The organism is Streptomyces sp. NPDC056883 (assembly GCF_042788835.1).
GTDB classification, from domain to species: domain Bacteria; phylum Actinomycetota; class Actinomycetes; order Streptomycetales; family Streptomycetaceae; genus Streptomyces; species Streptomyces stoeckheimensis.
Window position 1 is genome coordinate 160,294 of record NZ_JBHUBS010000010.1, and the last position, 22,975, is coordinate 183,268.

The window sequence follows — 22,975 nt, forward strand, 5'->3', positions numbered from 1 at the left end:
GGATCCCCACCGCCAGGAGGAACCCCCGTCATGACCAGACAACGCCCACCGCACATCGTGGACCTCAGCGAGACGCAGCCCAACACGCGGCGCGGCGGCGACCTGAGGGCCGTCCTCACACCCACCTCGGTGGGCTGCACCAGCGGCTTCATGGGCCTGGCCGTCATGGCGCCGGGCGAGCACATCGCCGAGCACTACCACCCGTACTCCGAGGAGTTCGTGTACGTGGTCGCCGGCGAGCTGGAGGTCGACCTCGACGGCGAGGCCCACCCGCTCCTCACCGACCAGGGGCTCCTGGTCCCGATGAACGTGCGCCACCGCTTCCGCAACGTCGGCGGCACCGAGGCCCGCATGGTCTTCCACCTCGGACCGCTCGCCCCCGACCCGAAGCTCGGGCACGTGGACACGGAGGAGGCCGTCCACCCGGAGGGCTCCGCCTGGGAGCGGCCCCCGGACCGCGCGGGAGCGGTCTCGTGACCCGCCGACGCGTGGCCGTCACCGGGGTCGGCGTCGTCGCCCCCGGTGGGATCGGCGCCTCCGCCTTCTGGGAGCTCCTCTCCAACGGGCGTACGGCGACCCGTGGCATCACCCTCTTCGACCCGACCGGCTTCCGCTCCCGGATAGCCGCGGAGGTCGACTTCGACCCCGCCGCACACGGCCTCGGCGCCGACGAGGCGGCCCGCGCGGACCGGTACATCCAGTTCGCGCTGGTCGCCGCAGCCGAGGCGGTGCGCGACGCCGGACTCGACCTCACCACGGACGAAGCCTGGCGCACCGGAGTCTCCCTCGGCACCGCCGTGGGCGGCACCACCCGCCTGGAGCACGACTACGTGGCCGTCAGCCAGTCGGGCGACTGGTGGGACGTGGACCACCGGCTCGCCTCGGCGCATCTGCACCGCGCCTTCACCCCGGCCACCCTGGCCTCCGCCGTCGCGGAGAAGACGGGAGCCCGAGGGCCGGTCCAGACCGTCTCCACCGGCTGCACCTCCGGGCTCGACGCCATCGGCTACGCCTTCCACTCCATCGCCGAGGGCAAGATGGACGTCTGCATCGCAGGCGCCTCCGACTCACCCGTGTCGCCGATCACCGTGGCCTGCTTCGACGCCATCAAGGCCACCTCGCCCAACAACGACGACCCCGCCCACGCCTCCCGGCCCTTCGACGCCGACCGTGACGGCTTCGTCCTCGGCGAAGGCGGCGCCGTCCTCGTCCTCGAGGAGCTGGAACACGCCCGCGCGCGCGGTGCGACCGTCTACTGCGAGATCGGCGGCTACGCCACCTTCGGCAACGCCCACCACATGACGGGGCTGACCACCGAGGGCCTGGAGATGGCCCGCGCCATCGAAACCGCCCTCGCCCAGGCCCGCACCGACGCCCGCGACATCGACTACGTCAACGCGCACGGCTCCGGGACCAAGCAGAACGACCGCCACGAGACCGCGGCGGTCAAGAAGGTCCTGGGAGACCACGCCTACAAGACGCCGATGACCTCCATCAAGTCCATGGTGGGGCACTCGCTCGGCGCCATCGGGGCGATCGAACTGGCCGCCTGCGTCCTGGCGATGACCCACCAGGTCGTCCCTCCCACGGCCAACTACGAGACCCCCGACCCCGAATGCGACCTGGACTACGTGCCGCGCGTCGCCCGCGAACGCACACTGCGCAACGTGCTCTCCGTCGGCAGCGGCTTCGGCGGCTTCCAGTCCGCGGTCGTCATGACCCGCCCCAAGGAGGAGGTGGTCTCGTGAGCGTCCGTACGGTCATCACGGGCATCGGAGTCGTCGCGCCCAACGGCATCGGCGCCGAGGCCTTCTGGAAGGCGACCGAGTCGGGCGCCTCGGTCTTGGGCCGCGTCACCCGGGAGGGCTGCGAACACCTCCCGCTGCGCGTGGCCGGCGAGGTACGGGGCTTCGACGCGGCCTCCATGGTCGAGGAACGCTACCTCGTCCAGACCGACCGCTACACCCACCACGCCCTCGCCGCGGCCGACCTCGCCCTGGAGGACGGCCGGCTCGGCCGGGCCGACTACGAGGACGACCCCTTCTCGGTCGGCGTGGTCACCGCAGCCGGATCGGGCGGCGGCGAGTTCGGCCAGCGCGAGCTGCAGCACCTGTGGGGTCAGGGACCGCGCTACGTCGGCCCGTACCAGTCGATCGCCTGGTTCTACGCGGCCAGCACCGGGCAGATCTCCATCCGCCGGGGCCTCAAGGGCCCCTGCGGGGTCGTCGCCGCCGACGAGGCGGGCGGCCTCGACGCCTTCGCGCACGCCGCCCGGGCCATCCACCAGGGCAGCAAGGCCATGCTGGTCGGAGCCACCGAGGCGCCCCTGGCCCCGTACTCCATCGTCTGCCAGCTCGGCTACGAGGCCCTGAGCACCCACGAGGACCCCGAGCGGGCCTACCGGCCCTTCACCGAGAAGGCCTGCGGCTTCGTCCCCGCCGAGGGCGGCGCGATGTTCCTCGTGGAGGAGGAGCAGACGGCCCTGCGCCGCGGCGCCTCCGTCCGGGCCCTCCTGGCCGGGCACGCGGCGACCTTCACCGGCCCGCACCACCCTGATCGGGCCGACGCCTCCGCCGAGGGCCTGGCCCACGCGATCAAGGGCGCCCTGCGGGACGCGGGCTGCGCCCCCGAGGAGGTCGACGTGGTCTTCGCCGACGCGCTCGGCACCCCGGAAGCCGACCGGGCCGAGGCGGCCGCGATCGTCTCCGCCCTCGGAGCACACGGGCGCAAGGTGCCGGTCACGGCGCCCAAGACCGGGACGGGCCGGGCCTATTGCGCGGCCCCCGCCCTGGACACCGCCGCCGCGGTCCTCGCCCTGGAGCACGGCATCGTCCCGCCCACGCCGAACGTGTTCGACGTGTGCCACGACCTCGAGGTGGTGACCGGCAGCGCCCGCCCGGCGCAGCTGCGCACCGCGCTCGTACTGAGCCGGGGCCTCATGGGCTCCAACGCCGCGCTCGTCATCAAAATCCCCTCCTAGAGACAGAAGGAGCCGCTCATGTCCGAACGACTGACCGTCGAGGAGCTGGCCGCCCTGATGAAGTCCGGGGCCGGCATCACCGTGGACCCGGCCGACATGAAGAACCGCCCGGACTCCCTGTTCGACGACTACGGCCTCGACTCGCTGGGCCTGCTCGGCATCGTCGGGCTGCTGGAGAACCAGCGCGGCCGGGCCCTGCCCACCGACGCGGACCGCTGCAAGACCCCCAAAGAGTTCCTCGACCTCGTCAACACCAGCCTGATGACCGGAGCTTGAGATGACAGGACACACCGAGAACGAAATCGTCGTCAAGGCGCCCATGGAGACCGTCTGGGAGATGACCAACGATCTCCCCAGCTGGCCCGGGCTGTTCAGCGAGTACGCCTCGCTGGAGGTCCTGGAGGAGGACGGGCCCACCACCCGCTTCCGCCTGACCATGCACCCCGACGAGAACGGCACCGTGTGGAGCTGGGTCTCCGAACGCACCCCCGACCCCGTCACCCGCACCGTGCGCGCCCGCCGCGTCGAGACCGGCCCGTTCGAGCACATGGACATCCACTGGCAGTACTTCGAAGTCCCCGGCGGCACCCGGATGGTGTGGACCCAGGACTTCGCGATGAAGCCGCAGGCACCCGTCGACGACGCCTGGATGACCGACAACATCAACCGCAACTCCAAGGTCCAGCTGCAACTGATCCGGGACAAGATCGAACAGCGCGAACGCGAGAGCCGCACGCCCGCGGCCAGTCGCGTCTGAGACGAAAGGCAGCACACCGGATGCACCGCGCTCTCATCGTGGCCCGCATGGCGCCGCAGTCCGCCCCCGACATCGCCGAGCTCTTCGCGGCCTCGGACGCGGGCGAGCTGCCGCACCTCGTCGGGGTCACCCGCCGCAGCCTCTTCCAGTTCGGCGACGTGTACATGCACTTCATCGAATCGGACCGGCCCCCCGGCCCGGCCATCGCCGAAGTGACCGGCCACCCGGAGTTCCGGGATCTCAGCGACCGGCTCACCGCCTACGTCAGCCCGCACAACCCGGAGACCTGGCGCAGCCCCAAGGACGCCATGGCCCAGGAGTTCTACCGCTGGGAGCGCCCGGGCGCCTCCCGTACGGGCTAGCCGTACGGAGCGACCCGCGCCACCGGCAGGCCTCGGGCCCCGCACCCACCCGGGTGCGGGGCCCGCCACCATGCCACCGCCCCTCAGGCCGAGCCGCGCAGCACCAGCGAGGTCGGGGTGATCACGGATCCCGGCACCCGGTGCGATCCCTGCGCCGGGTCCAGGGACCGCAGCAGCAGCCGGACCATCAGGCGCCCCATGCCCTCGATGTCCTGGCGCACGGTCGTCAGCGGCGGATCGGCGCTCTCCGCCACCAGTTCGGCATCGTCGAAGCCGACCAGCGCCACGTCCCCCGGCACGGACCGGCCCCGCTCGTGCAGCACGCCCAGGGCGCCCGTCGCCATCAGGTCGTTCGCGGCGAACACCGCGTCGAGATCCGGGCAGCGCTCCAGCAGTTCGGCCATCGCCCGAGCTCCGCCCGCCGGGGTGAAGTCCCCCTCGGCGATCAGCGCCGGATCCGCGTCGAGCAGCACGTCCCGGTACCCGTCGAGCCGGTCGGTCGCCGACGTCTGGTCCAGCGGCCCGGCGATGTGCGCGATCTGCCGCCGCCCCCGGGACAGCAGGTACCGTACGGCCTCGCGCGCGCCCCCGCGGTTGTCGGCGTCGACGTACGACAGCGGACCGTAGGGCGCGGCTCCGTCGGCCTGCCCGGTCCAGCCGGGCCGCCCTCCGTAGACGGTGGGCATGCCGATGCGGCGCGTGATCGCGGGCAGCGGGTCGTCGGTGTGCAGCGAGAACGCGAGCGCGCCGTCGACGTGACCGCCCGCCAGGTACCGCTCGATCCGGTCGTAGTCCCCGCGGTGCTCGACCAGGAGCAGCACCAACTGCGTGTCGTGCGCGGTCAGTTCCTTGCTGATGCCGCGGATCTGCCGGGAGAAGAAGGGGTCGGAGAAGATCCGGATCTCCGGCTCGGCGATGATCACGGCGACCGCGCCGGTGCGCCGGGTGACCAGCGTGCGGGCCGCATGGTTGGGCACGTAGCCGAGGTCCAGGACGGCTGCGCGGACCCTCTCCGCCAAGTGCGCACGGACGCCGTCGCCGCCGTTGACGACCCTGGACGCGGTGGCCCTGGACACCCCGGCGCGCGCCGCCACCGCTTCCAGGGTGGGCCGGCCGGCGGGAACCTGTTCGGTCACGGGCGCTCCTCGTGCGTGTCCGGGGTCGGCGGCCCGGGCCCTAGGGGCCCCGGCCCTGTCGGACAGCAGGGTAACCCGTACCGCCGGGATCGCTGAGAGCGCTCTCACGGCAGCCGAGGGGGCGGCGCCGCAAGTCCGATTACGGCCGTTCCATCGAAGCCTGAACTACCAAGGCCCTCTTGTGAGTTGGACCCCGGGTCCTAACAATGCGCATGACAACCGAAGGATCTTCGGTCGCATTGTCACCCAGAGGGGAACCCCCACATGAACAAGCCTCTCGCCGGCGCCGCGTTCGCCCTGCTCCTCACCGGAGCGGCGGCCTCGCCGGCCGTGGCCCAGGCACCCCGGGACACGGTCGCACCCGCCGTCGCGGTCAACTTCGCCGGTACGGTCGCGCTCAGCAACTGCTCCGGCTCCGTCGTCCGCGTGCCGAACTCGCTGCCGTCCGACCCCGCGCTCGTCCTGTCCAACGGCCACTGTCTGGAGTCCGGCATGCCGGCGGCCGGACAGGTCGTCAAGGACAAGGCGTCCAGCCGCTCCTTCTCGCTGCTGAACGCCTCGGGATCCAAGGTCGCGACGCTGCGCGCGAGCAAGATCTCGTACGCCACGATGACCGACACGGACATTTCGATCTACCAGCTGACCAAGACCTACGCGCAGATCAGCAGCCAGTACGGCATCAGCGCGCTCACCCTGAACGACGCCCACCCGGTGCAGGGGACCGCGATCAAGGTGGTGTCCGGGTACTGGAAGCGCACCTACAGCTGCAACGTCGACGGGTTCGCCTACCGCCTCAAGGAGGGCGAGTGGACCTGGAAGGACTCCCTGCGCTACACCTCGTCCTGCAACACCATCGGCGGCACCTCCGGCTCCCCGGTGATCGACACGGCGACGGGCAAGGTGGTCGCCGTCAACAACACGGGCAACGAGGACGGCGGGTCCTGCACCGTGAACAACCCGTGCGAGGTCTCCGAGAGCGGAGCCGTGACGGTCCGGCAGGGCATCAACTACGCGCAGCAGACCTACATCGTCGTCCCCTGCGTGGGCCCCGGCAACACGATCGACCTGAACCGCCCCGGCTGCACGCTCCCCAAGCCGTAGCGTGAACGCGTCGGGGCCCGCCCGGAATCCGGACGGGCCCCGACGTCAGGGCGTGTCAGCCCTTGGGAACCACGATGACGACGGTGCTGCACACCTTGTCGGCGAAGGTCTGCTTCTTGGCGTCCCACAGCGGCCACAGGTAACCGAGGTAGCAGGCGATGCTGTCGAGGAAGTGCGCCAGCTTGCGGACGAAGGCCATGCCGAAGCCGAGGACGTTGCCGTCGGCCTCGCGGCGCACGCTGATCCCGACGACCTTCTTGCCGATCGACTGGCCGGTGGAGCCTTCCTTGTAGAGCTGGAAGATGCCCATGCCGACGGCGTACAGCCAGCCGATCAGGAAGAAGACGCCCGGGCCGGAGGCGCCCGCGTCGTCGCTCATGGCGAGGTCGATGAAACCGAGGGCGTACATCGGTCCGGCGATGATCAGACCGTCGAGGAGGGTCGCGCCGAGGCGCAGGCCCCAGTGCGCCAGCGGCGGCATTCCGGCGCCCGGCATGGGCGGCATGCCGGCCGGCGGGTAGGCACCGTACGGCTGCTGCGGGGGGACGCCGCCGACGGGCTGCTGCGGGTACCCGTACTGCGGGGGGACGCCCTGCGGTGCCTGCTGCGGGTAGCCGTAGCCGGGCTGACCCTGCGGGGGCTGCTGCTGGCCGTAGGGGTTGTTCGGGTCGCCGAAGCTCATGGCGGAGTCTCTCCAGGGGTGTGGCGGGGACGAGCGGTCCGTGCGGAGGGACTGGAAACGAGCGGTTTGCCCCCCTGCGCAGCCGCGAACTTGCGGGGCCATGGTGTTAGTAACATCGACCACTTGTCCAATCCGCCGCCCCATGTGCCGACCAAGTGATGGGCCGGTAAACGCAGCATGGAGTCCCGGACCCTGAAGACGGGTCCGGGACTCCGGGGGCCACTTCGCTGACCGCTTCTACAACGACCGGCGCCCGTGCGGGTCACCGGTCCGGAGCCACGGTTACTTCGGCATCAGGACCGTGTCCACGATGTAGACGGTGGCGTTCGCGGTCGGGACGTTGCCGCAGACCACGTTGGACGTGCCGTTGACCTTGTAGGACTCGCCCGAGCCGGCGGTGGTCACCTTTCCGGTCTCCAGCGTGGTGAAGGAGCCGTTCTCCAACTGCTTCGGCGTCAGCTTCTCGCCGACCACGTGGTACGTGAGGATCTTGGTGAGGGTGGCCTTGTCGGCGAGGACCTTGTCGAGGTCGGCCTTCGGGATCTTGGCGAAGGCGTCGTTGGTCGGCGCGAACACCGTGATGTCCTTGGCGTTGTTGAGCGTGTCGACGAGCCCGGCCTGCTTGACGGCCGCCACCAGGGTGGACAGTGCCGGGTTGTTGGACGCGGCGGTCGCGACCGGGTCCTTGGCCATGCCGTCGAAGCTGCCCGCGCCCTCCTTCGGGACACCGGCGCACGCGGCGCCGAAGGGCCCGTCCGCGGTCATCGGCGCCGAGGCGTCCGCGGCCGGGGAGGAGGTGTCGGCGCTCGCCGCGGCGTTGGCACCGGAGGCCGAGTCCTTGCCGGAGTCGGAGTCGGAGCAGGCGGCCAGCGCGAAGGGCAGTACGGCTGCCGTGGCGACGGCGAGGGCGGTACGGCGGAAACGAAGGGTGTTCATGGTGTTCTCCAGGGAAGGGGTTGGTGCATCAGGAATGCGGAATGGGGAAGGGAGAGGGGAAAGGGGAAAGGGGGAAGTGTGTGAAGTGGTGCGGAACCGGGGTCGCTTCGGTCAGCCGACCGTGACGAAGACGCCGTGCCGGCCGCTCGCGCCGTCCGGGATGGTGCGGGTCCGCAGCTCGGTCTGGACCTCGCCCCGGCCGTCCGTGGCGCGGACGGTCAGACGGTGGCCGCCCGAGGAGGCCTTCCAGTCGAAGGACCACTGGCGCCAGGTGTCGGTGGTGGCCTGCGCCGCGAGCGAGGCCTCCTGCCACGGCCCGTCGTCGACCTGGACCTCGACCCGCTCGATGCCGCGGTGCTGGGCCCACGCCACCCCGGCGACCGTCACGGTCCCGGCCGGGATCCGGGCGAAGGGCTTGGGGGTGTCGATCCGGGCCTGCGTCTTGATCGGCGCCCGGCGGGCCCAGCCGCGCTTGACCCAGTAGGGGTCGTAGGAGTCGAAGGTGGTGAGCTCGATCTCCCGGATCCACTTGCAGGCGGAGACGTAGCCGTAGAGACCGGGTACGACCATCCGGACCGGGAAGCCGTGCTCGAAGGGGAGCGGTTCGCCGTTCATGCCGACGGCCAGCATCGCGTCCCGGCCGTCCATGACCTCCTCGACGGGGGTGCCCAGCGTCATCGCGTCCACCGAGCGCGCGATCAGCTGGTCGGCCCGTCCGCCGCGCGAGGGTGCCTGAACACCCGCCTCCCGCAACAGGTCCGACAGGCGTACGCCGAGCCAGCGCGCGGAGCCGGCGTAGGGGCCGCCCACCTCGTTCGACACGCACGTGAGGGTGATGTCCCGCTCGATCAGCGGGCGTTGCAGGAGTTCGGCGAAGGAGTAGGAGCGCGGGCGGGAGACGCCCTTGCCGTGGATGCGCAGCCGCCAGGTGTCGGCGTCGACCTTGGGGACCACGAGGGCGGTGTCGACACGGTAGAACTCCTTGTTCGGTGTGGTGAAGGCGCTGACCCCGGGGATCCGCAGGGCCGCCCCCGCCGGGACCGGCGCGGCGGGCGAAGCGGGAGCGGGCAGGCGCACGGCGGCGCGGGAGGCGGTGGCGCCCTGGCCGCGCCGGCCGGTCAGGGCCCGGCCGAGGGCGCCGGCACCGGTGGAGGCGAGCGCGGTGACGGCTGCCGCGAGGAGGAAGCCCCGCCGGTTCCATGCGGCGGGCGGGTTGGTGTCGGTGGCGGTGTCGTCGGCGTCGGCTCCGGCTCCGGCTCCGGCGGGCCGGGCGGCGCCGCCGCCCACCTTGCCCACCAGCAGGTACAGCACCAGCGCCCCGGCCACCGCCCCCACCAGCGAGGGCAGTGCGTCCCCCGCTCCGGCCGCGTCGGGCCGGCCGAGGGCGGCCGCCGCACCGAGGACGCCGAAGGCGAGTACCCCGGCCGCCCCCGTACGGCGGTGGCGCAGGGCGAACACCCCGAGCAGGGCCGCCAGGAGAGCGACGGTGGCGAGGATGCCGAGCCGGAGGACCAGCTTGTCGTTCTCGCCGAAGGTACGGATGGCGAAATCCTTGAGCGCCGCCGGAGTACGGTCGATGGCCGCGCCGCCGATCACCGTGACCGGTCCCGCCTGCGGCCGGACCAGGGAGGCGGTCAGCTCGGCGGCGGCCAGGGCCGCGTATCCCGCCAGCAGACCGCTCGCCGCGGCGAGGGCGCCGTGCTCGACTGTCCTTCGGTTGATGCTCACGACCCTCATTCGGCACGGGATCCCTCCCGGATGGGTCGGTCATCCGATCACGTGAACATCCGTTGGTGTGTTGACCTTTGCGCGGGGGAGGGGGGCCAGGGCTGAATGCCCGTGTTGCCCCCCCCGCACGCGGGCGGCGGCGCCGACAGCCGCCGCCCGCGCGGGTCCTCCGGGCCCGGCGGCGCTCAGGAGTGGCGACCCACTCCCCGCCGATCCGGAGGACCACCGGCCCGCCGCCGCCCCGTTGCCGGCGGCGGGCCGGAGACTGTGGGCCGGAGACTGCGGCCCGGGCCCTGGGTCAGGCGTTGACGCAGGTGTTGCCGAATGCGGGGTTGAGCAGCCCGATCACACTGACCGAGTTGCCGCAGACGTTGACCGGGATGTGGACGGGGATCTGGATCAGGTTGCCCGAGCCGACCCCGGGGGAGTAGGCGGCGAGGCCCTGGGCTCCCGCGTCGGCCGAGGCCACCGAGGCTCCGCCTACGAGAAGGGCGCCCGAGGCGAGGGCGAGTGCGGCACTCTTGAGGACACGCGACACGACAGATCTCCTTGCTGGCTGTGCGGCGGCGGACTCCGGGGCCCATCAGCCCCGTGACCCGCCGCGCGGCGGCCCCTGGACCGGGCCCGCGACCCTCCTTCGGCCCGGACCCCCGGCGCGGTTTGGTCCAGGAGGGCCGGTTCCCCCGAACGGATTCCCTTTCGCGTGTATGTCGGCCAATCCGCACGCGGACCGGCTCCGAAGACAAGGTGAGACAGCAAGGACCCGGCGCGCACCGCGACCCCGGCGGACGGGGAACAGGTGTGCCTGCCACGAAGGATCGTTCATGCGATGGATGGACCGGCGAGAACCACTCGCGGCACCGCCGTGCCCGCCCGGGCCCGGCCGTACCCGGGGACCGCTCAGGTGAACCCCGAGAAGCTGCGCTTCCCCGGACCGGGCCCGGACGGCGGCCCCGGCGCAGGCACCGGCACCGGCACCGGCCCCGGATCGGCCGCGGCCGAACTCGCGGAGCTGATGGCGCGCGTCGCACAGGGCGACCAGGACGCCTTCTCCGCCCTGTACGACGCCGTGGCCGGAACCGTCTTCGGCATCGCGGTCAAGGTGGTGCGCGACCGCGCACAGTCGGAGGAGGTCGCGCAGGAGGTGATGATCGACGTATGGCGCCAGGCCGCCCGCTACCGCCCCGAGCAGGGGAGCGTCATGGCCTGGGTGGCCACGATCGCCCACCGCCGGGCGGTCGACCGGGTCCGCTCCGCCCAGGCCTCGGCAACCCGCGAGCACGACGTGGGCGTACGCGGCCAGGAACGGCCCTTCGACGAGGTGAGCGAGCAGGTGGAGACCCGGCTGGAACGCGACCAGGTCAAACGCTGCCTGCGCCGGCTGACCGAGCTCCAGCGCCAGGCCGTCACCCTCGCCTATTACCAGGGGCTGACCTACCGTGAGGTCGCCGAGACCCTCCAGACTCCTCTTCCCACGATCAAGACCCGGATGCGCGACGGACTGATCCGCCTGCGCGACTGCATGGGGGTGACCACGTGAAGCACGACGAAGAACTGCACACCCTCACCGCGGCCTACGTACTGGACGCGCTCGGACCGGGTGAACAGGAGGCCTTCTCCCGGCACTTGGCCCGTTGTGCGCCATGCTCCGGGGACGTCGCGGAGTTCTCCGCCACGGCCGGCCGGCTGGCCGCCGCCGTGGCCCTCGTGCCCCCGCCGCAGCTGAAGGCGGACGTGCTCGCCCGCATCGAGACGGTCCGCCAGCTGCCCCCGAGGGTCGGCGTCCGCCGGGCGGCCGGCTTCCTCGACCGGCTCCCGCGCAAGGCCGGGGCCTTCGTCGTCGCCGCGTCCCTCGTCGGGGCGGCCCTCTTCGGCGGCGCCGCGCTCCACGAGAGCGGGCAGGCGGACCGGGCCCGGCAGGAGGCCCGGCAGGCCGAGGCGCGCAGCCAGGAGCTGCGGGCCGTGGTCACCGCCCCGGACGCCCGTACCGTCCACGGCCGCACCAGCGGCGGAGCCGCCGCGACGGTGATCACCTCCGCCGCCCGGGACCGGGCCGTGTTCCTCGCCGACCGGCTGCCGGCCGCCGGGGAGGGGCGCACGTACCAGCTCTGGCTGGCCGACGGCGGCACGATGCGCCCGGCCGGCTTCATCACCGGGGACGGGTCGGCCGTGCTGGACGGCGGCCTGGGTAAGGCGACGGCGGTCGGTCTGACGCTGGAGCCCGCCGGGGGATCGGCGCAGCCGACGACCAGCCCGCTGCTGCTGCTCGCCCTCCCGGCGCGGGCGTAGGGAACCTCCGGGCCGGTGGCCCGGTTCAACGGCAGCCGGGTTCACGACCCGCCGAGCAACGCCGCCGCGTTCGTGTCGAGGATCGCGGCGGCGTCCCCCGGGGGCAGCCCCGACTCGGAGACGTAGGAGACCGCCCGCACGAACACCTCCCCGTCCTCGTAGGGGAAGTCCGTGCCGAGGACCAGCCGGTCCGCGCCGAAGGAGGCCGCCGCCGCGACCAGCGCGGGCCCGTGGCAGTGCGCGACGGTGTCGTACCAGAGCCTGCGGGCCGCCACCGAGGGGAGCTCGGGCGTCTCCGGGGACTCGAAGGCCAGGTGGTCGTCGAGGCGGCGCAGCAGCATCGGCAGGGCGCCGCCGAGGTGGGAGGCCAGGATCCGCATCCGGGGGTAGCGCCGCGGCAGGCCCGCCAGGACGAGGTGCATGACGGCCACCGTGTCCTCGACCGGCGCCCCGACCATCCAGGTCATGCGGTGCCCGGTGATCAGCGGGCTGCCGGCGCCCTCGCCCGCCGGGTGGACGTACAGGACCGCTCCGCGCCGGTCGAGTTCCTCGTACAGCGGGCGGAAGAGCGGATCGGCCAGGGTCAGGCCGCACACGGTCGTGGTGACGGCCGCCCCCGCCATGCCGAGCTCGTCGAGGGCGTACGCGAGCTCGCGCAGCGCGGCGTCCACGTGCGGCAGGGGCAGCGCGGCGAAGGCCCGGAAGCGCCCGGGCCAGCGGGCGACCAGCTCGGCGTAGGACTCGTTCACCGCGCGGGCCAGCTCCACCGCGTCGGCCTCCCGGGGCAGGTGCGGCGACTGAGGGGGCACGGAGAGCACCTGTACGGAGATCCCCGTCCGGTCCATGAGGGCGAACCGGTGGTCGAGGTCGGCCGGTGCGGCGTCCGCGCCGATCCCGCGCTGGGTGCCCGTGTCGGTCCGGCCCAGCCGCTCCAGCCGGTCCAGATAGGCGGGGGTCCAGAGGTGGGCGTGCACGTCGATCCGCCCGACCGGTGGCCCGGGCGGCGGCGCCTTGGATGGGCTCACCCTTCGATGGAACGCCCTGCCCGCGGGCCCGGCCAATCGGGGCCGCCGGATCGCGCCGTCGGGGGCTGGTCCCGGCCGCGAACCGCGTGGATCATGAGGGGGCGCGTCGGAGCAACGGGGCCCCGGCGCCCGCCACCGAGCCCAGGGGGTCCATGTGCCGTCCGTGCCGTCAGTGCCGTCCGCGTATTCCTCGTCCGCGTCGTCCGTCGAGCCGAGTTACGCCTCCGGGGCCGACGAGGTGCCGCTGCTGGGCGACACCATCGGCGAGAACCTGGACCGCACCGTCCGCAGGTTCCCCGGCCGCGACGCCCTCGTCGACATGGCCTCCGGGCGCCGGTGGACGTACGCGGAGTTCGCCGCGGACGTGGACGATCTCGCGCTCGGTCTGCTGGACCTCGGGATCGTCAAGGGGGACCGGGTCGGCATCTGGGCCCCCAACCGCCCCGAGTGGACGATGGTGCAGTACGCCACCGCCAGGATCGGCGCGATCCTCGTCACCGTGAACCCGGCCTACCGCTCCCACGAGCTGGAGTACGTCCTGCGCCAGTCCGGGATCCGGCTGCTGGTGGCGGCCGACCGGTTCAAGACCTCCGACTACGCGGCCATGATCGAGGAGGTCGGGCCGCGCTGCCCGGACCTGGAGTTCACCGCCCTGCTCGACGGTCCGCTGTGGAACTCCCTCCCGGAACGCGGCCGCCGCGCCGACCGGACGGAACTGCTGCGCGCCCAGGCCGCGCTGAGCCCCGACGACCCGGTCAACATCCAGTACACCTCGGGGACCACCGGCTTCCCCAAGGGGGCGACCCTCTCGCACCACAACATCCTCAACAACGCCTACTTCGTGGGCGAGCTGTGTCACTACACCGAGCAGGACCGGGTCTGCATCCCGGTGCCCTTCTACCACTGCTTCGGCATGGTCATGGGGAACCTCGCCTGCACCAGCCACGGCGCGGCCATGGTCATCCCCGCACCCGCCTTCGACCCGGGCGCCACCCTGGCCGCCGTCCAGGCGGAGGCCTGCACCTCGCTCTACGGGGTCCCCACCATGTTCATCGCCGAGCTGGCCCACCCGGACTTCGAGACCTACGACCTCTCCAGCCTGCGCACGGGCATCATGGCGGGCTCGCCCTGCCCGGTCGAGGTGATGAAGGAGGTCATCGACCGGATGGGCATGCGGGAGGTGTCCATCTGCTACGGCATGACGGAGACCTCGCCGGTCTCCACCCAGACCCGCGTGGACGACTCCGTGGAGCGCCGCGTCTCGACCGTGGGCCGGGTCGGACCGCACCTGGAGGTCAAGGTCGTCGACCCGGCCACCGGCCGGACCGTCCCGCGCGGCGAACCGGGCGAACTGTGCACCCGGGGCTACTCCGTCATGCTCGGCTACTGGGACCAGCCCGAGCGCACCGCCGAGGCCGTCGACGCGGCCCGCTGGATGCACACCGGAGACCTCGCCGTCATGGACGGGGACGGGTACCTGAGCATCACCGGCCGGATCAAGGACATGGTGATCCGAGGCGGAGAGAACCTGTACCCGCGCGAGATCGAGGAGTTCCTGCACGCCCACCCCGACGTCATGGACGTCCAGGTCATCGGCGTGCCCGACCCGAAGTACGGGGAGGAGCTCATGGCGTGGGTGCGGATGCGCGAGGGCGCCGAGCCGCTGACCGCGGAGGCCGTGCGCGCGTACTGCGACGGCCGGCTGGCCCACTTCAAGATCCCGCGCTACGTGCACGTCGTGGAGGAGTTCCCCATGACGGTGACGGGCAAGATCCGCAAGATCGAGATGCGGGAGACGGCGACCCGGCTGCTGGGCCTTTCCTCCTGACGGAGGCTCACCGACGTCCTTCCGTCCGGCTGGCCGTCCGTCCGAATGCCCGGCTGGCCGTCCGGCCGTCCGGCCGGCCGGTCCCGTGCCCCGTACCGCCGTCGCCGCGGTACGGGACACCGGGCGGGCGGGGCCCGCACCCGCTCAGCGGGCCGCCCCTGCGCCCTTCCCCGCGACCGTGTTGCTCGTGACCGCGCCGTCGGCGCCGGCCAGGGTCACGGCGTGCCGGACCCCGTCGGAGCCGAGGACCACCACGCGCCAGGCGCTCCCGCCGCCCTCCTGGGCGATCACGCGCAGGGCCTCGGCCTTCCCGCCGGGCACGGCGGCCTCCGCCTTCTCCAGGGCCTGGGCCGCCGGCAGCGCGGGCAGCGGTACGGGGGCCCGGCCGGGCCCGTCCACGACGAACCCCTCCCCGCCCTCGGTCGTCCCGGGCCTCCCCGGTCCGTCCGGCGGGACGACTCCCCGCTCGCCCTTGTGACCCCGCAGGCCGGGCTTACCCGGCTCGCCGGGCTTCCCGGGGCGCGCGGGCAGCGGAGCCGTCATCTCGCCGCCGCCCTCCCGCTCGACGTCGAACCGGTCCCACAGCCGCTCCGCGCGCGTGCGGCGGACATCGTGCTCGTGGTCCGTCACGGCCACCGCCGCGGCCCCCACCGCCCCCACTCCGGCGGACGCCACCACCACGAGCCCGAGCGCCACCCAGCGTCCCCGGCCCTCACGGGCGAACCGGGTGAAGCGGGCCATCCGGGCGCCGCGCCCCGCCGCCTTGCCGGCCGGGTCGCCGTTGCCCTCGCCCTCGCCGCCGCCCTCCCCGGGAACAACGGCCGGGGGGAACTCGGGCGGCTGCGGACTGGACTGAGTCATCTGAAAGCTCCTCGCGTTCTCCGGGCGGCGTGCCCGGCTCGGCCGATCCTGCGAGCAGGATGCTGAAGCCCCGCTGAAGCGAGCTGAAGAACCCTTCAGCAAGCCGGCGGCGCGACCTGAGAACCTTGCCCCATGCGCGTACTGGTGGTCGAGGACGAGCGGCGGCTGGCTGCCGCCCTGCAACGGGGTCTGCGGGCCGAGGGCTTCACCGTGGACACGGCACACGACGGCCCGCAAGGCCTGTGGATGGCCGGCGAACACGACTACGACGCCATCGTGCTCGACATCATGCTGCCCGGCCTCAACGGCTACCGCGTCTGCGCCCGGCTGCGCGCGGCCGGCTGCGAGTCCGGCATCCTCATGCTCACCGCCAAGGACGGCGAGTACGACGAGGCCGAGGCACTGGACACCGGGGCCGACGACTTCCTCTCCAAGCCCTTCTCCTACGTGGTCCTCGTGGCCCGCCTGCGGGCCCTGATCCGGCGCACCGGCCGCCGCAGCCCGCAGGTCATGGAGTTCGGCGACCTGCACGTCGACCCGGCCCGGCAGCGCTGCACGCGCGGCGGCGTCGAAGCCCGGCTGACCGCGCGCGAGTTCGCCGTGCTGCTGCACCTGGCGCGCCGGGCCGGCGAGGTCGTACCCAAACGGGACATCCTCGACCACGTCTGGGACACCGCCTACGAAGGGGACCTCAACGTCGTGGAGGTCCACGTCAGCGCCCTGCGCCGGAAGATAGACACGCCCTTCGGCCGGGTCGCGGTGGAGACCGTCCGGGGCGCCGGATACCGACTGGCGGCCGACGGTGGCTGAGCCGGCTGAGCCCGGCCGGTCCCGCGCGTACCGGCTGCGCAGGGCCGTGTCCCGGCTCCGTCCGCGGTCCGTCCGGGCCCAGGCCACCCTCGGAGCGTCCGCCGTGGTGGCCCTGGCCCTGGGCCTCGCCTCCTTCGCCCTGCTCGGGGCCCTGGAGACCAACCTGACCATGAGCGCCCAGGCCGATGCCGAACGGCAGGCCGTCAAGGTGGCCGCGCTGGCGGCCACCGGCCGGCTGGAGCCCGTACCGCCCCCGGGCCACGGCACGGACTTCGTCCAGGTCGTCGACGCGCAGGGCCGCGTCATCGCGGCCAGCCCCAACCTCCGGGGCCGCCCCGCCCTCGTCCCCGAACCGCCCGTCGCACCCGGCACGGTCCGCGGCACCTGGAAGGGCGGCCGGGTCCGCCAGGAACACCGCCAGCGCGTCGTGCAGGTCACCACCGTCACCGTGAACGGCCTGGTCACCGTCTACGCGGGGACCTCGCTGCGGGACGCGGACACCGCCGACGAGACCATCGTGGCGGTGCTGGCCGTCGTGGTCCCGCTGCTCGTCCTGGTCGTGGCCCTGATCACCTGGCGGGTCACCGGCTGGGCCCTGCGCCCCGTCGAGGCCATCCGCGCGGAGGTCGCCGAGATCGGCGACCGCGAACTGCACCGCCGGGTGCCCGTTCCGGCCACCCGCGACGAGGTGGCCCGGCTCGCCGTCACCATGAACGCCACCCTGGACCGGCTGGAGGCCGCCGGCATCCGCCAGCGCCGCTTCATCGCGGACGCCTCGCACGAACTGCGCAGCCCGATCACGGTGCTCCGCACCCAGTTGGAGGTCGCGCAGGCCCACCCGGACCCCGAGCTGTGGGGCGAGCTGGTCAGCGGCGCGCTGGAGGACACCGTACGGCTCCAGGATCTGGCGGCCGACCTGCTCCTGCTGGCCCGCCTCGACACCTCCGAGCCGCCGCCGGCCGCCGCCGTCGACCTCACCGAGGTGGTCCGCGCAGCGGCCCGTACGCGCAAGGGCGAGCGGGTCCCCGTCCGGGCGGACATCGCCCCCGGGATCGCGGTCCGCGGCAGCACGATCTGGCTGTCGCGGCTCGTCACCAACCTGCTGGACAACGCCGGCCGGCATGCCGAGCAGCACGTCACCGTCGTCCTGCGCGCGGACGCGTCCCGGGGCGAGGCCGTCCTCGAAGTGACCGACGACGGCGCGGGCATCGCGCCCGCCGACCGCGAGCGGGTCTTCGAACGCTTCACCCGGCTCGACGACGCCCGCGCCCGCGACGAGGGCGGCACCGGCCTGGGCCTGGCCATCGCCCGCGACATCGCCCTGCGCCTCGGGGGCACCCTCGCCGTCCGGGATTCCCCGAAGGGGGCCCGCCTGGTCGCCACGCTCCCGCTCGGCCCCTGACGGAGCCTGCGGCGCCGACGGAGCCCGCTCAGCAGACCGGCCGGCGCCCGGCGTCCCGTGCGGCCTCCTCCTCCGCCGCGACGGGCGCGGGCACTCCCGGTACCGGATCGGCCGGGATCACCAGCAGGCCTTCGCGGCCCGGGGGGTCGAGGAGCGGGGAGGGCTTCACCGAGACCCGGCCCGTGGAGACGGCCTCCAGGGTGCCGAGGGCCGCGACGTACGCCGGGAAGGCGTCCGTGTCCCGCCGGTGGCGGGCCGGCTCCCGGTAGTCACCGAGGGCCGGGAAGCCGTCCTGCCCGGTGAGCGTGTACGAGGTGGTCACGACCCGGTACGAGGCCTCCGGCCGCAGCGGAACACCGTCGACGAGCACGTCGCCCGGCGCCACCCGGTCCCCGACGGGCGCCGCCGCGTCGAAGGAGTACCGGACGTTGTCCGACACCGCGAGCGGGGCGTACGTGAGCACGCCGGAAGCGTCCAGCGCCCACTGCTGCTCCAGGGCGTCGTGGAGGCGGCGCCCGCTCACCTCGGCGCTGACCAGCGGGCACCCGTAGCCGACGGCCCGCCAGGCCCGGTCGAAGCTGACCGGATCGTCCAGGGCGGGACCGGCGAGCAGGTCGGTGTTGATCACGCTGCGGCCCACGCGCGGGGCGACCGCGATGAGCGCCAGGTCCGCGCCGGAGCGCGCCGGCCGGGGGCTGGTGTCGAAGGAGTCGGGCGCCTGACGGGCCGCCCACAGCGCCCAGTCGGCGACGAGGTTTCCCATGGTGGACTCCCCGGCCGGGGAGAGCCGGCGGCGGAAGGAGGCCCGCTGGCGCCCGATGACGCCGGCCCCGTGCCGCTGCGCGTAGCCGGTCCAGTGGTCGACGACCTCCTTGAGCACCGGATCGGGGTCCACGTCACGGGTGTTGGGATGGTTGACGGAGCTGGTGAGCGCGCGCACGACCGTACCGGTGTCCGCGTCGAGCCGCAGGGTGATCTCACCGATGATCTGCCCGTGGCAGCCGGCCTCGACGAAGGGCCTCGGCCGTCCGTCGGGACCCGGGAGCATCATGTTGAAGGCGCAGTGCCAGTGGCCGGTCACGATCGCGTCGATGTCCGGGGACACGCGCAGCGCCAGCTCGTAGGCCGGACCGCTGGGTTCGCTGCCGGAATCGAAGTCGCTGCCCGCCACCGCCCCGTCGTGCATGCTCAGCACGATGGCGCCCACCCCGAGTGCCTTGAGCCGGGCGGCGCAGAGGTTGGCGGAGGCGAGCTGGTCCAGGGTGGTCAGGCCGGGCTGGAAGGAGTTCCCGAAGGTCTCGGTGCCGACGACCGTCAGGTGGATGAACCCGATGGGCAGCCGCCGCCCGCCCGGTGCGTCCACGTACTCGATGTTGTACGGGGGGAGCACCGTCTCCCCGCTCGCGGCGGACACGGCGTTGGCGCTGTAGTAGCGGAAGTCGGCGCCGTGGAAGGGGGCGCCGCTCGAGTCCGGGAAGGTGTTGGTCACTCCCGCCCCGTCGTAGGGGATGCCTTCCTCCATGTGCCGGCGCAGGAAGCCGGGCGTGCGGTCGAACTCGTGGTTCCCGGCGGTCGCGAAGTCCAGGCCGAGCCGGTTCAGGGCCTCGATGGTCGGCTCGTCGGCGAGGGTGAAGGCGGGGTAGTCCCAGCCGGAGAACAGGTCGCCCGGCGCGAAGAAGAAGGAGTTGGCCCGCCCGGCCCGCAACCGGGCCAAATGGGTGGCCATGTAGGCGACCCCGCCGACCGCGTACGTACGGCCGCCCGCGCCGGTGATGACGGAATCCCGGGCCGGGGCGGCGGAGAGGTAGCCGTGCAGGTCGGTGATGTGCAGCAGCTGTACGTCCACGTACCCGGCCGCGCTCGCGGCGTCCTCGGCCGCGCGGGTCGCGGCCGCCGCGGTGCCGGTGAGCGCTTTGACGCCGAAGGCCCCGGCGGCTCCCGCGGCCCGGGCCAGGAACCGGCGCCTGCCGAACTCTTCCATCAGGGCCGCCCCCGATCCGCCGGCGGGCCAACTCCCGCGCGCTCGGAAGCAGTCTGTACGTGTGCGGTGACCGAGCGTGGCGCGGCATCCGTCAGCGGGGCGAAATTCCGGGGAACTTCACCCTGTCGACGTCCCCTGGGGAGCGGCGTAGCGGGCCAGGAAGAGGTCGACCCCCGAGGTGACGACGCGGGTCAGCTCCGCCGGGTCGGTCTCGGTGCCGGGGGCGAAGGTGTGCACCAGTTGCGGGACGCCGACGGTGGCGGCCACGAGCTGCCGGACGGCGAGCTCGGGGTCGGCGACGTGGAGCCTTCCGCGCCGGCCGAGTTCGGCGAGGGCCTCGACGAGGGGCCCGTTGAACATGTCGTACGTGACCCGGTACCAGAGCCGGCCCAGCTGGGGGAAGCGGCCGATCTCCCCGATCACCAGACGGCGCAGCGCCATGATGTCGGGGCGCAGCAGGACCGTGGCCCAGTCGCCGGTGACGGCGACCAGGGCGGCGCGCAGATCGGCGGCCTCCACGAGGGCGGAGCCGTCCGGTTCGAGGCCCGCGCAGGTCTCGCGCAGGATGCCGCCGATGGCGGCGAGGAACAGCCGCTCCTTGGTGCCGAAATGCTTGTAGAGCGTCGCCTTGGAGACCCCCGAGCGGCTGGTGATCGCGTCCATGGAGGCGGCCGCGTACCCCTCGGCGAGGAACTCCGCGGCTGCCGCGTCCACGATCGCCCGGCGCTTGCGCCGGACGGCGTCGGAGGAAGCGGGGATGACCGGGATGCCGTAGGCGTCGGTGGCGTTCGCCGTCTCGGCTTCCATGGGGGAGTCCTTCGTACCTGCGGGGTGGCGTGGGGGCGGTGCGTGCCGGGGCAGGGCCAGTGTAGGAACCGAACAGCCCGGTACGCACCGCGGGCCCGGCCCCGGCGCGCGTCAGCCCTGCGCCGCGCCGCCCTTCTTGACGGCCTCGGTGATGTCGGCCGTCTCGGCGGCCGGGGGGATCGCGATGTCCTTGGCCACGCCGAAGGACAGGAAGTCGATGGCGACGGTGACGTTCCCGAAGACCTGGTTCAGCCGCGAGGGCATGCCCTTGTCGTCGACCCAGATGTCCGAGACGAGCTCGGTCGCACCGCCCCCGCCCACTGCGCCGAAGACCGCCTTGGAGTCGCCCATCTTGTCCACCGGAACCGTGGCCCGGTAGTGGACGGAGCTCTTCCCGTTGACGTCCTCCCGGCCGACCTCGGTGACGTTGCTGGCCCACTTGAGCGACTTCAGCCCGGCCGTCGGGTCGTTGTTGCCCGCGCTCATCCCGGCGGCGCCCTGCTCGCCGAGCACGGCCGAGGCCTCGAGCTTCAGCCAGGTCTTGCCCGCGAAGGGTCCGCTCGGTGCCGGGTCGATGCCGTAGTAGTACGCCCCCTGGACGAGCCGGTACGTGATCGTGCCGTCGGCGACCAGGTCCTGCATCTGCAGGTCCGCGGCCGGCATCTCGGCTTCCATCGCCAGGCCGTTGCCCCAGGAGTAGGTGCCGTTCACCTGGACCGGCTTGCCGCCCGTGTCGGGCATCGTCACGCTCATCTCGACCTCGGCCGAGCCCGCCTTGGAAGCCTCGTCGGAGACCTTCGTGAGCCTGGCGACCAGCGTCTCCGCCGAGTCCGCCGCCTTCTTTCCCACGGAGGCCCCGGCCGTACAGCCGCTCAGGGCCGCCGTGACGATCACGGCAGCCGCGATGCTTGTGGTGACTGTTCCTGCCTTCATTCCCCACCCCTTGCTCGGTTGTCGTCCTCGTCCCCCCGGACAGGACCGGTCGCCCCCCCACGCTCGCACAACTCCCGGACGGGAGAAGAAGATTTCGGCCTCCGCAGCCCCGCCGCGATGCCCCCGCGATGCCCCCGGGAGGCCCCCGAAAACTCGGGGCGCCCGTCCGAGCAGCCCGTATATCCTGCCCGGCATGCTGCGACTCGAACGCCTGCGGGCCGATCACGGAGACGCCCTGCTGGCCTTCGAGCGGGCCAACCGGGCGTACTTCGCCCGCTCCGTACCCGACCGCGGGGACGCGTACTTCGCGGAGTTCGCCGCGCGGCACCGCGCCCTGCTCGCGGAACAGGACACGGGCGCGTGCCGCTTCCACGTGGTGCTGGACGGTGCCGGGGAGCTGATCGGACGCGTCAACCTGGTGGACCTGGCGGACGGCGCCGCCGACCTCGGCTACCGGATCGGCGAACGGGCGGCGGGCCGCGGTGCGGCCACCGCGGCCGTCCGGGAGGTCTGCCGGATCGCCGCCACGGAGTACGGGCTCGGCGTCCTCACCGCGTCCGCGGCCCTGGACAACCCGGCATCGGCGGCGGTGCTCCGGCGGACCGGGTTCACGGCGGTGGGGGAGACCGTCCTGGACGGCTGCCCCGGGCTGACCTACCGGCGCACGCTCACGGCAGAGGGCTGACCGCTCCCGCCCAGGGCTTGCCCCGCCGGGCCGCCCCCTGCCGCTCCGACGGCCCGTCGGCCCCGAGTCGACGGCCCCTCGGCCCCGAGCCGGCTGGCCCTCGGCCCCCGCTCCGACGGCCCCTCCGCCCCGCTCCGACGGTCCCTCGGCCCCCGAGTCGACGGCCCCTCGACCCCGAGCCGGCTGGCCCTCGGCACCCGCTCCGACGGCCCCTCCGCCCCGCTCCGACGGTCCCTCGGCCCCCGCTCCGACGGCCCGTCGGCCCCGAGTCCACGGTCCCTCGGCCCCCGCTCCGACTGGCCCTCCGCCCCGCTCCGAACGGGCCCTCCGCCCCGCTCCGACGGGCCGACAGCCCCGGTCCTGGTGCGTCCGGGTGACGGTCCGCCAGGGACCCGTCACCCCATCGGTGGCCCCGGCGCGCGCGCACGGCGTTGATCACCGAGTGTGTTGATCACCGGCAGCACGCGCTGCCCGTCGGCCCCCGCACTGAGGAGTCCCCGGCCCCATGGCTGTCGCCGCCGTCCCCTCCGTCCTCCGCGCCGCCCTCATCGCGACGGGCGCCGCGCGGCTGCTCGCACAGCGCCGGGTCCGGGTGGCGCACGGCCGGGGCGGGCCGCCTTCCACGAGCCCCTGCGCCGGATGGCCTTCGTGACGGCCCGCGGCATCTGAGAC

The 22,975-nt window shown here is 73.3% G+C and carries 24 protein-coding genes; 14 read left to right on the forward strand and 10 right to left on the reverse strand.

The window, feature by feature from the left end; all coding sequences use genetic code 11:
• The first annotated feature begins 30 nt into the window (after positions 1-30).
• From ACFRU2_RS24265 to ACFRU2_RS24290, 6 genes are read left to right on the forward strand one after another with little or no spacing between them, the layout of a single operon-like run.
• On the forward strand, positions 31-477 hold the full coding sequence (locus tag ACFRU2_RS24265; protein WP_243333070.1) for a cupin domain-containing protein: 447 nt from the start codon (positions 31-33) through the stop codon (positions 475-477).
• Positions 474-1,748, forward strand: coding sequence for a beta-ketoacyl synthase (locus tag ACFRU2_RS24270; RefSeq protein WP_274546619.1), 1,275 nt, complete (start codon positions 474-476; stop codon positions 1,746-1,748). The genes ACFRU2_RS24265 and ACFRU2_RS24270 overlap by 4 nt, the downstream gene beginning before the upstream one ends.
• A complete protein-coding gene (locus ACFRU2_RS24275; protein ID WP_382975505.1) occupies positions 1,745-2,980 on the forward strand; it encodes a ketosynthase chain-length factor in 1,236 nt (411 codons plus the stop codon). The genes ACFRU2_RS24270 and ACFRU2_RS24275 overlap by 4 nt, the downstream gene beginning before the upstream one ends.
• 18 nt (positions 2,981-2,998) lie before the next feature.
• Positions 2,999-3,256 carry a phosphopantetheine-binding protein gene (locus ACFRU2_RS24280; RefSeq protein ID WP_250743221.1) on the forward strand — a complete coding sequence of 86 codons (258 nt, stop codon included), beginning with the start codon at positions 2,999-3,001 and terminating at the stop codon, positions 3,254-3,256.
• A 1-nt stretch (position 3,257) separates the two neighbouring features.
• Positions 3,258-3,737, forward strand: coding sequence for an SRPBCC family protein (locus ACFRU2_RS24285; RefSeq protein ID WP_382975507.1), 480 nt, complete (start codon positions 3,258-3,260; stop codon positions 3,735-3,737).
• A gap of 20 nt (positions 3,738-3,757) precedes the next feature.
• Positions 3,758-4,099: a TcmI family type II polyketide cyclase gene (locus ACFRU2_RS24290; protein ID WP_382975509.1), complete on the forward strand. Its 342-nt coding sequence runs from the start codon at positions 3,758-3,760 to the stop codon at positions 4,097-4,099.
• A gap of 83 nt (positions 4,100-4,182) precedes the next feature.
• On the opposite strand, the gene ACFRU2_RS24295 is transcribed toward ACFRU2_RS24290, so the two are convergent.
• Positions 4,183-5,235: a LacI family DNA-binding transcriptional regulator gene (locus ACFRU2_RS24295; protein ID WP_382975511.1), complete on the reverse strand. Its 1,053-nt coding sequence runs from the start codon at positions 5,233-5,235 to the stop codon at positions 4,183-4,185.
• Between the two features lie 264 nt (positions 5,236-5,499).
• On the opposite strand from ACFRU2_RS24295, the gene ACFRU2_RS24300 reads away from it, so the two are divergent.
• Complete coding sequence (locus ACFRU2_RS24300; protein ID WP_382975513.1) at positions 5,500-6,336, forward strand: serine protease; 837 nt, start codon at positions 5,500-5,502, stop codon at positions 6,334-6,336.
• Positions 6,337-6,391: 55 nt separating this feature from the next.
• Here the strand turns inward: ACFRU2_RS24300 and ACFRU2_RS24305 are convergent, their stop codons facing one another.
• The 4 genes from ACFRU2_RS24305 to ACFRU2_RS24320 form a co-directional block, all read right to left on the reverse strand.
• Entirely contained in the window at positions 6,392-7,018 is a 627-nt protein-coding gene (locus ACFRU2_RS24305; protein ID WP_382975515.1) for an RDD family protein, read from the reverse strand.
• Between the two features lie 282 nt (positions 7,019-7,300).
• Entirely contained in the window at positions 7,301-7,954 is a 654-nt protein-coding gene (locus tag ACFRU2_RS24310) for a fasciclin domain-containing protein (protein WP_382975517.1), read from the reverse strand.
• A gap of 111 nt (positions 7,955-8,065) precedes the next feature.
• Positions 8,066-9,691, reverse strand: a complete 1,626-nt coding sequence (locus ACFRU2_RS24315) for a molybdopterin-dependent oxidoreductase (RefSeq protein WP_382975519.1) — start codon at positions 9,689-9,691, stop codon at positions 8,066-8,068.
• 289 nt (positions 9,692-9,980) lie between these two features.
• The gene (locus tag ACFRU2_RS24320) at positions 9,981-10,220 is read right to left on the reverse strand and encodes a chaplin (RefSeq protein ID WP_382975521.1); all 240 of its coding nucleotides are present in this window, start codon (positions 10,218-10,220) and stop codon (positions 9,981-9,983) included.
• Positions 10,221-10,697: 477 nt separating this feature from the next.
• Here ACFRU2_RS24320 and sigK point away from each other — a divergent pair, with 477 nt between their 5' ends.
• Positions 10,698-11,222, forward strand: a complete 525-nt coding sequence (gene sigK / locus ACFRU2_RS24325; protein ID WP_250743295.1) for an ECF RNA polymerase sigma factor SigK — start codon at positions 10,698-10,700, stop codon at positions 11,220-11,222.
• Complete coding sequence (locus ACFRU2_RS24330) at positions 11,219-11,971, forward strand: anti-sigma factor domain-containing protein (RefSeq protein ID WP_382975523.1); 753 nt, start codon at positions 11,219-11,221, stop codon at positions 11,969-11,971. Before sigK ends, ACFRU2_RS24330 begins: the two co-directional genes overlap by 4 nt.
• Positions 11,972-12,012: 41 nt before the next feature.
• Here the strand turns inward: ACFRU2_RS24330 and ACFRU2_RS24335 are convergent, their stop codons facing one another.
• The gene (locus ACFRU2_RS24335) at positions 12,013-12,996 is read right to left on the reverse strand and encodes an amidohydrolase family protein (RefSeq protein WP_382975525.1); all 984 of its coding nucleotides are present in this window, start codon (positions 12,994-12,996) and stop codon (positions 12,013-12,015) included.
• Between the two features lie 163 nt (positions 12,997-13,159).
• Here ACFRU2_RS24335 and ACFRU2_RS24340 point away from each other — a divergent pair, with 163 nt between their 5' ends.
• A complete protein-coding gene (locus ACFRU2_RS24340; protein ID WP_382975527.1) occupies positions 13,160-14,824 on the forward strand; it encodes an AMP-binding protein in 1,665 nt (554 codons plus the stop codon).
• Between the two features lie 144 nt (positions 14,825-14,968).
• On the opposite strand, the gene ACFRU2_RS24345 is transcribed toward ACFRU2_RS24340, so the two are convergent.
• Positions 14,969-15,685: a PepSY domain-containing protein gene (locus tag ACFRU2_RS24345; protein ID WP_382975529.1), complete on the reverse strand. Its 717-nt coding sequence runs from the start codon at positions 15,683-15,685 to the stop codon at positions 14,969-14,971.
• Between the two features lie 132 nt (positions 15,686-15,817).
• Here ACFRU2_RS24345 and ACFRU2_RS24350 point away from each other — a divergent pair, with 132 nt between their 5' ends.
• Both ACFRU2_RS24350 and ACFRU2_RS24355 read left to right on the forward strand, forming a co-directional pair.
• Complete coding sequence (locus ACFRU2_RS24350) at positions 15,818-16,495, forward strand: response regulator transcription factor (RefSeq protein ID WP_382975531.1); 678 nt, start codon at positions 15,818-15,820, stop codon at positions 16,493-16,495.
• Positions 16,488-17,897, forward strand: a complete 1,410-nt coding sequence (locus tag ACFRU2_RS24355; protein WP_382975533.1) for a sensor histidine kinase — start codon at positions 16,488-16,490, stop codon at positions 17,895-17,897. The genes ACFRU2_RS24350 and ACFRU2_RS24355 overlap by 8 nt, the downstream gene beginning before the upstream one ends.
• 28 nt (positions 17,898-17,925) lie before the next feature.
• Here ACFRU2_RS24355 and ACFRU2_RS24360 read toward each other — a convergent pair whose 3' ends face one another.
• The 3 genes from ACFRU2_RS24360 to ACFRU2_RS24370 all read right to left on the reverse strand — a co-directional run bounded on the left by ACFRU2_RS24360 (position 17,926) and on the right by ACFRU2_RS24370 (position 21,618).
• Positions 17,926-19,878 carry a bifunctional metallophosphatase/5'-nucleotidase gene (locus ACFRU2_RS24360; protein WP_382975535.1) on the reverse strand — a complete coding sequence of 651 codons (1,953 nt, stop codon included), beginning with the start codon at positions 19,876-19,878 and terminating at the stop codon, positions 17,926-17,928.
• 117 nt (positions 19,879-19,995) lie between these two features.
• A complete protein-coding gene (locus ACFRU2_RS24365) occupies positions 19,996-20,685 on the reverse strand; it encodes a TetR/AcrR family transcriptional regulator (protein WP_382975537.1) in 690 nt (229 codons plus the stop codon).
• A 111-nt stretch (positions 20,686-20,796) separates the two neighbouring features.
• A complete protein-coding gene (locus ACFRU2_RS24370) occupies positions 20,797-21,618 on the reverse strand; it encodes a hypothetical protein (RefSeq protein WP_382975539.1) in 822 nt (273 codons plus the stop codon).
• A gap of 193 nt (positions 21,619-21,811) precedes the next feature.
• Here ACFRU2_RS24370 and ACFRU2_RS24375 point away from each other — a divergent pair, with 193 nt between their 5' ends.
• Both ACFRU2_RS24375 and ACFRU2_RS24380 read left to right on the forward strand, forming a co-directional pair.
• Positions 21,812-22,303 carry a GNAT family N-acetyltransferase gene (locus tag ACFRU2_RS24375; RefSeq protein ID WP_382975541.1) on the forward strand — a complete coding sequence of 164 codons (492 nt, stop codon included), beginning with the start codon at positions 21,812-21,814 and terminating at the stop codon, positions 22,301-22,303.
• Between the two features lie 505 nt (positions 22,304-22,808).
• The gene (locus tag ACFRU2_RS24380) at positions 22,809-22,955 is read left to right on the forward strand and encodes a hypothetical protein (protein WP_382975544.1); all 147 of its coding nucleotides are present in this window, start codon (positions 22,809-22,811) and stop codon (positions 22,953-22,955) included.
• Positions 22,956-22,975: the final 20 nt, after the last annotated feature.

Excerpts from the sequence above, each read along its gene's own strand:
- ACFRU2_RS24360 (WP_382975535.1), bottom strand. The coding sequence starts at position 19,878 with ATGGAAGAGTTCGGCAGGCGCCGGTTCCTGGCCCGGGCCGCGGGAGCC.
- ACFRU2_RS24290 (WP_382975509.1), top strand. The coding sequence starts at position 3,758 with ATGCACCGCGCTCTCATCGTGGCCCGCATGGCGCCGCAGTCCGCCCCC.
- sigK (WP_250743295.1), top strand. The coding sequence starts at position 10,698 with ATGGCGCGCGTCGCACAGGGCGACCAGGACGCCTTCTCCGCCCTGTAC.
- ACFRU2_RS24280 (WP_250743221.1), top strand. The coding sequence starts at position 2,999 with ATGTCCGAACGACTGACCGTCGAGGAGCTGGCCGCCCTGATGAAGTCC.
- ACFRU2_RS24370 (WP_382975539.1), bottom strand. The coding sequence starts at position 21,618 with ATGAAGGCAGGAACAGTCACCACAAGCATCGCGGCTGCCGTGATCGTC.
- ACFRU2_RS24285 (WP_382975507.1), top strand. The coding sequence starts at position 3,258 with ATGACAGGACACACCGAGAACGAAATCGTCGTCAAGGCGCCCATGGAG.
- ACFRU2_RS24305 (WP_382975515.1), bottom strand. The coding sequence starts at position 7,018 with ATGAGCTTCGGCGACCCGAACAACCCCTACGGCCAGCAGCAGCCCCCG.
- ACFRU2_RS24380 (WP_382975544.1), top strand. The coding sequence starts at position 22,809 with ATGGCTGTCGCCGCCGTCCCCTCCGTCCTCCGCGCCGCCCTCATCGCG.
- ACFRU2_RS24315 (WP_382975519.1), bottom strand. The coding sequence starts at position 9,691 with ATGAGGGTCGTGAGCATCAACCGAAGGACAGTCGAGCACGGCGCCCTC.
- ACFRU2_RS24345 (WP_382975529.1), bottom strand. The coding sequence starts at position 15,685 with ATGACTCAGTCCAGTCCGCAGCCGCCCGAGTTCCCCCCGGCCGTTGTT.
- ACFRU2_RS24350 (WP_382975531.1), top strand. The coding sequence starts at position 15,818 with ATGCGCGTACTGGTGGTCGAGGACGAGCGGCGGCTGGCTGCCGCCCTG.
- ACFRU2_RS24375 (WP_382975541.1), top strand. The coding sequence starts at position 21,812 with ATGCTGCGACTCGAACGCCTGCGGGCCGATCACGGAGACGCCCTGCTG.
- ACFRU2_RS24300 (WP_382975513.1), top strand. The coding sequence starts at position 5,500 with ATGAACAAGCCTCTCGCCGGCGCCGCGTTCGCCCTGCTCCTCACCGGA.
- ACFRU2_RS24365 (WP_382975537.1), bottom strand. The coding sequence starts at position 20,685 with ATGGAAGCCGAGACGGCGAACGCCACCGACGCCTACGGCATCCCGGTC.
- ACFRU2_RS24265 (WP_243333070.1), top strand. The coding sequence starts at position 31 with ATGACCAGACAACGCCCACCGCACATCGTGGACCTCAGCGAGACGCAG.
- ACFRU2_RS24310 (WP_382975517.1), bottom strand. The coding sequence starts at position 7,954 with ATGAACACCCTTCGTTTCCGCCGTACCGCCCTCGCCGTCGCCACGGCA.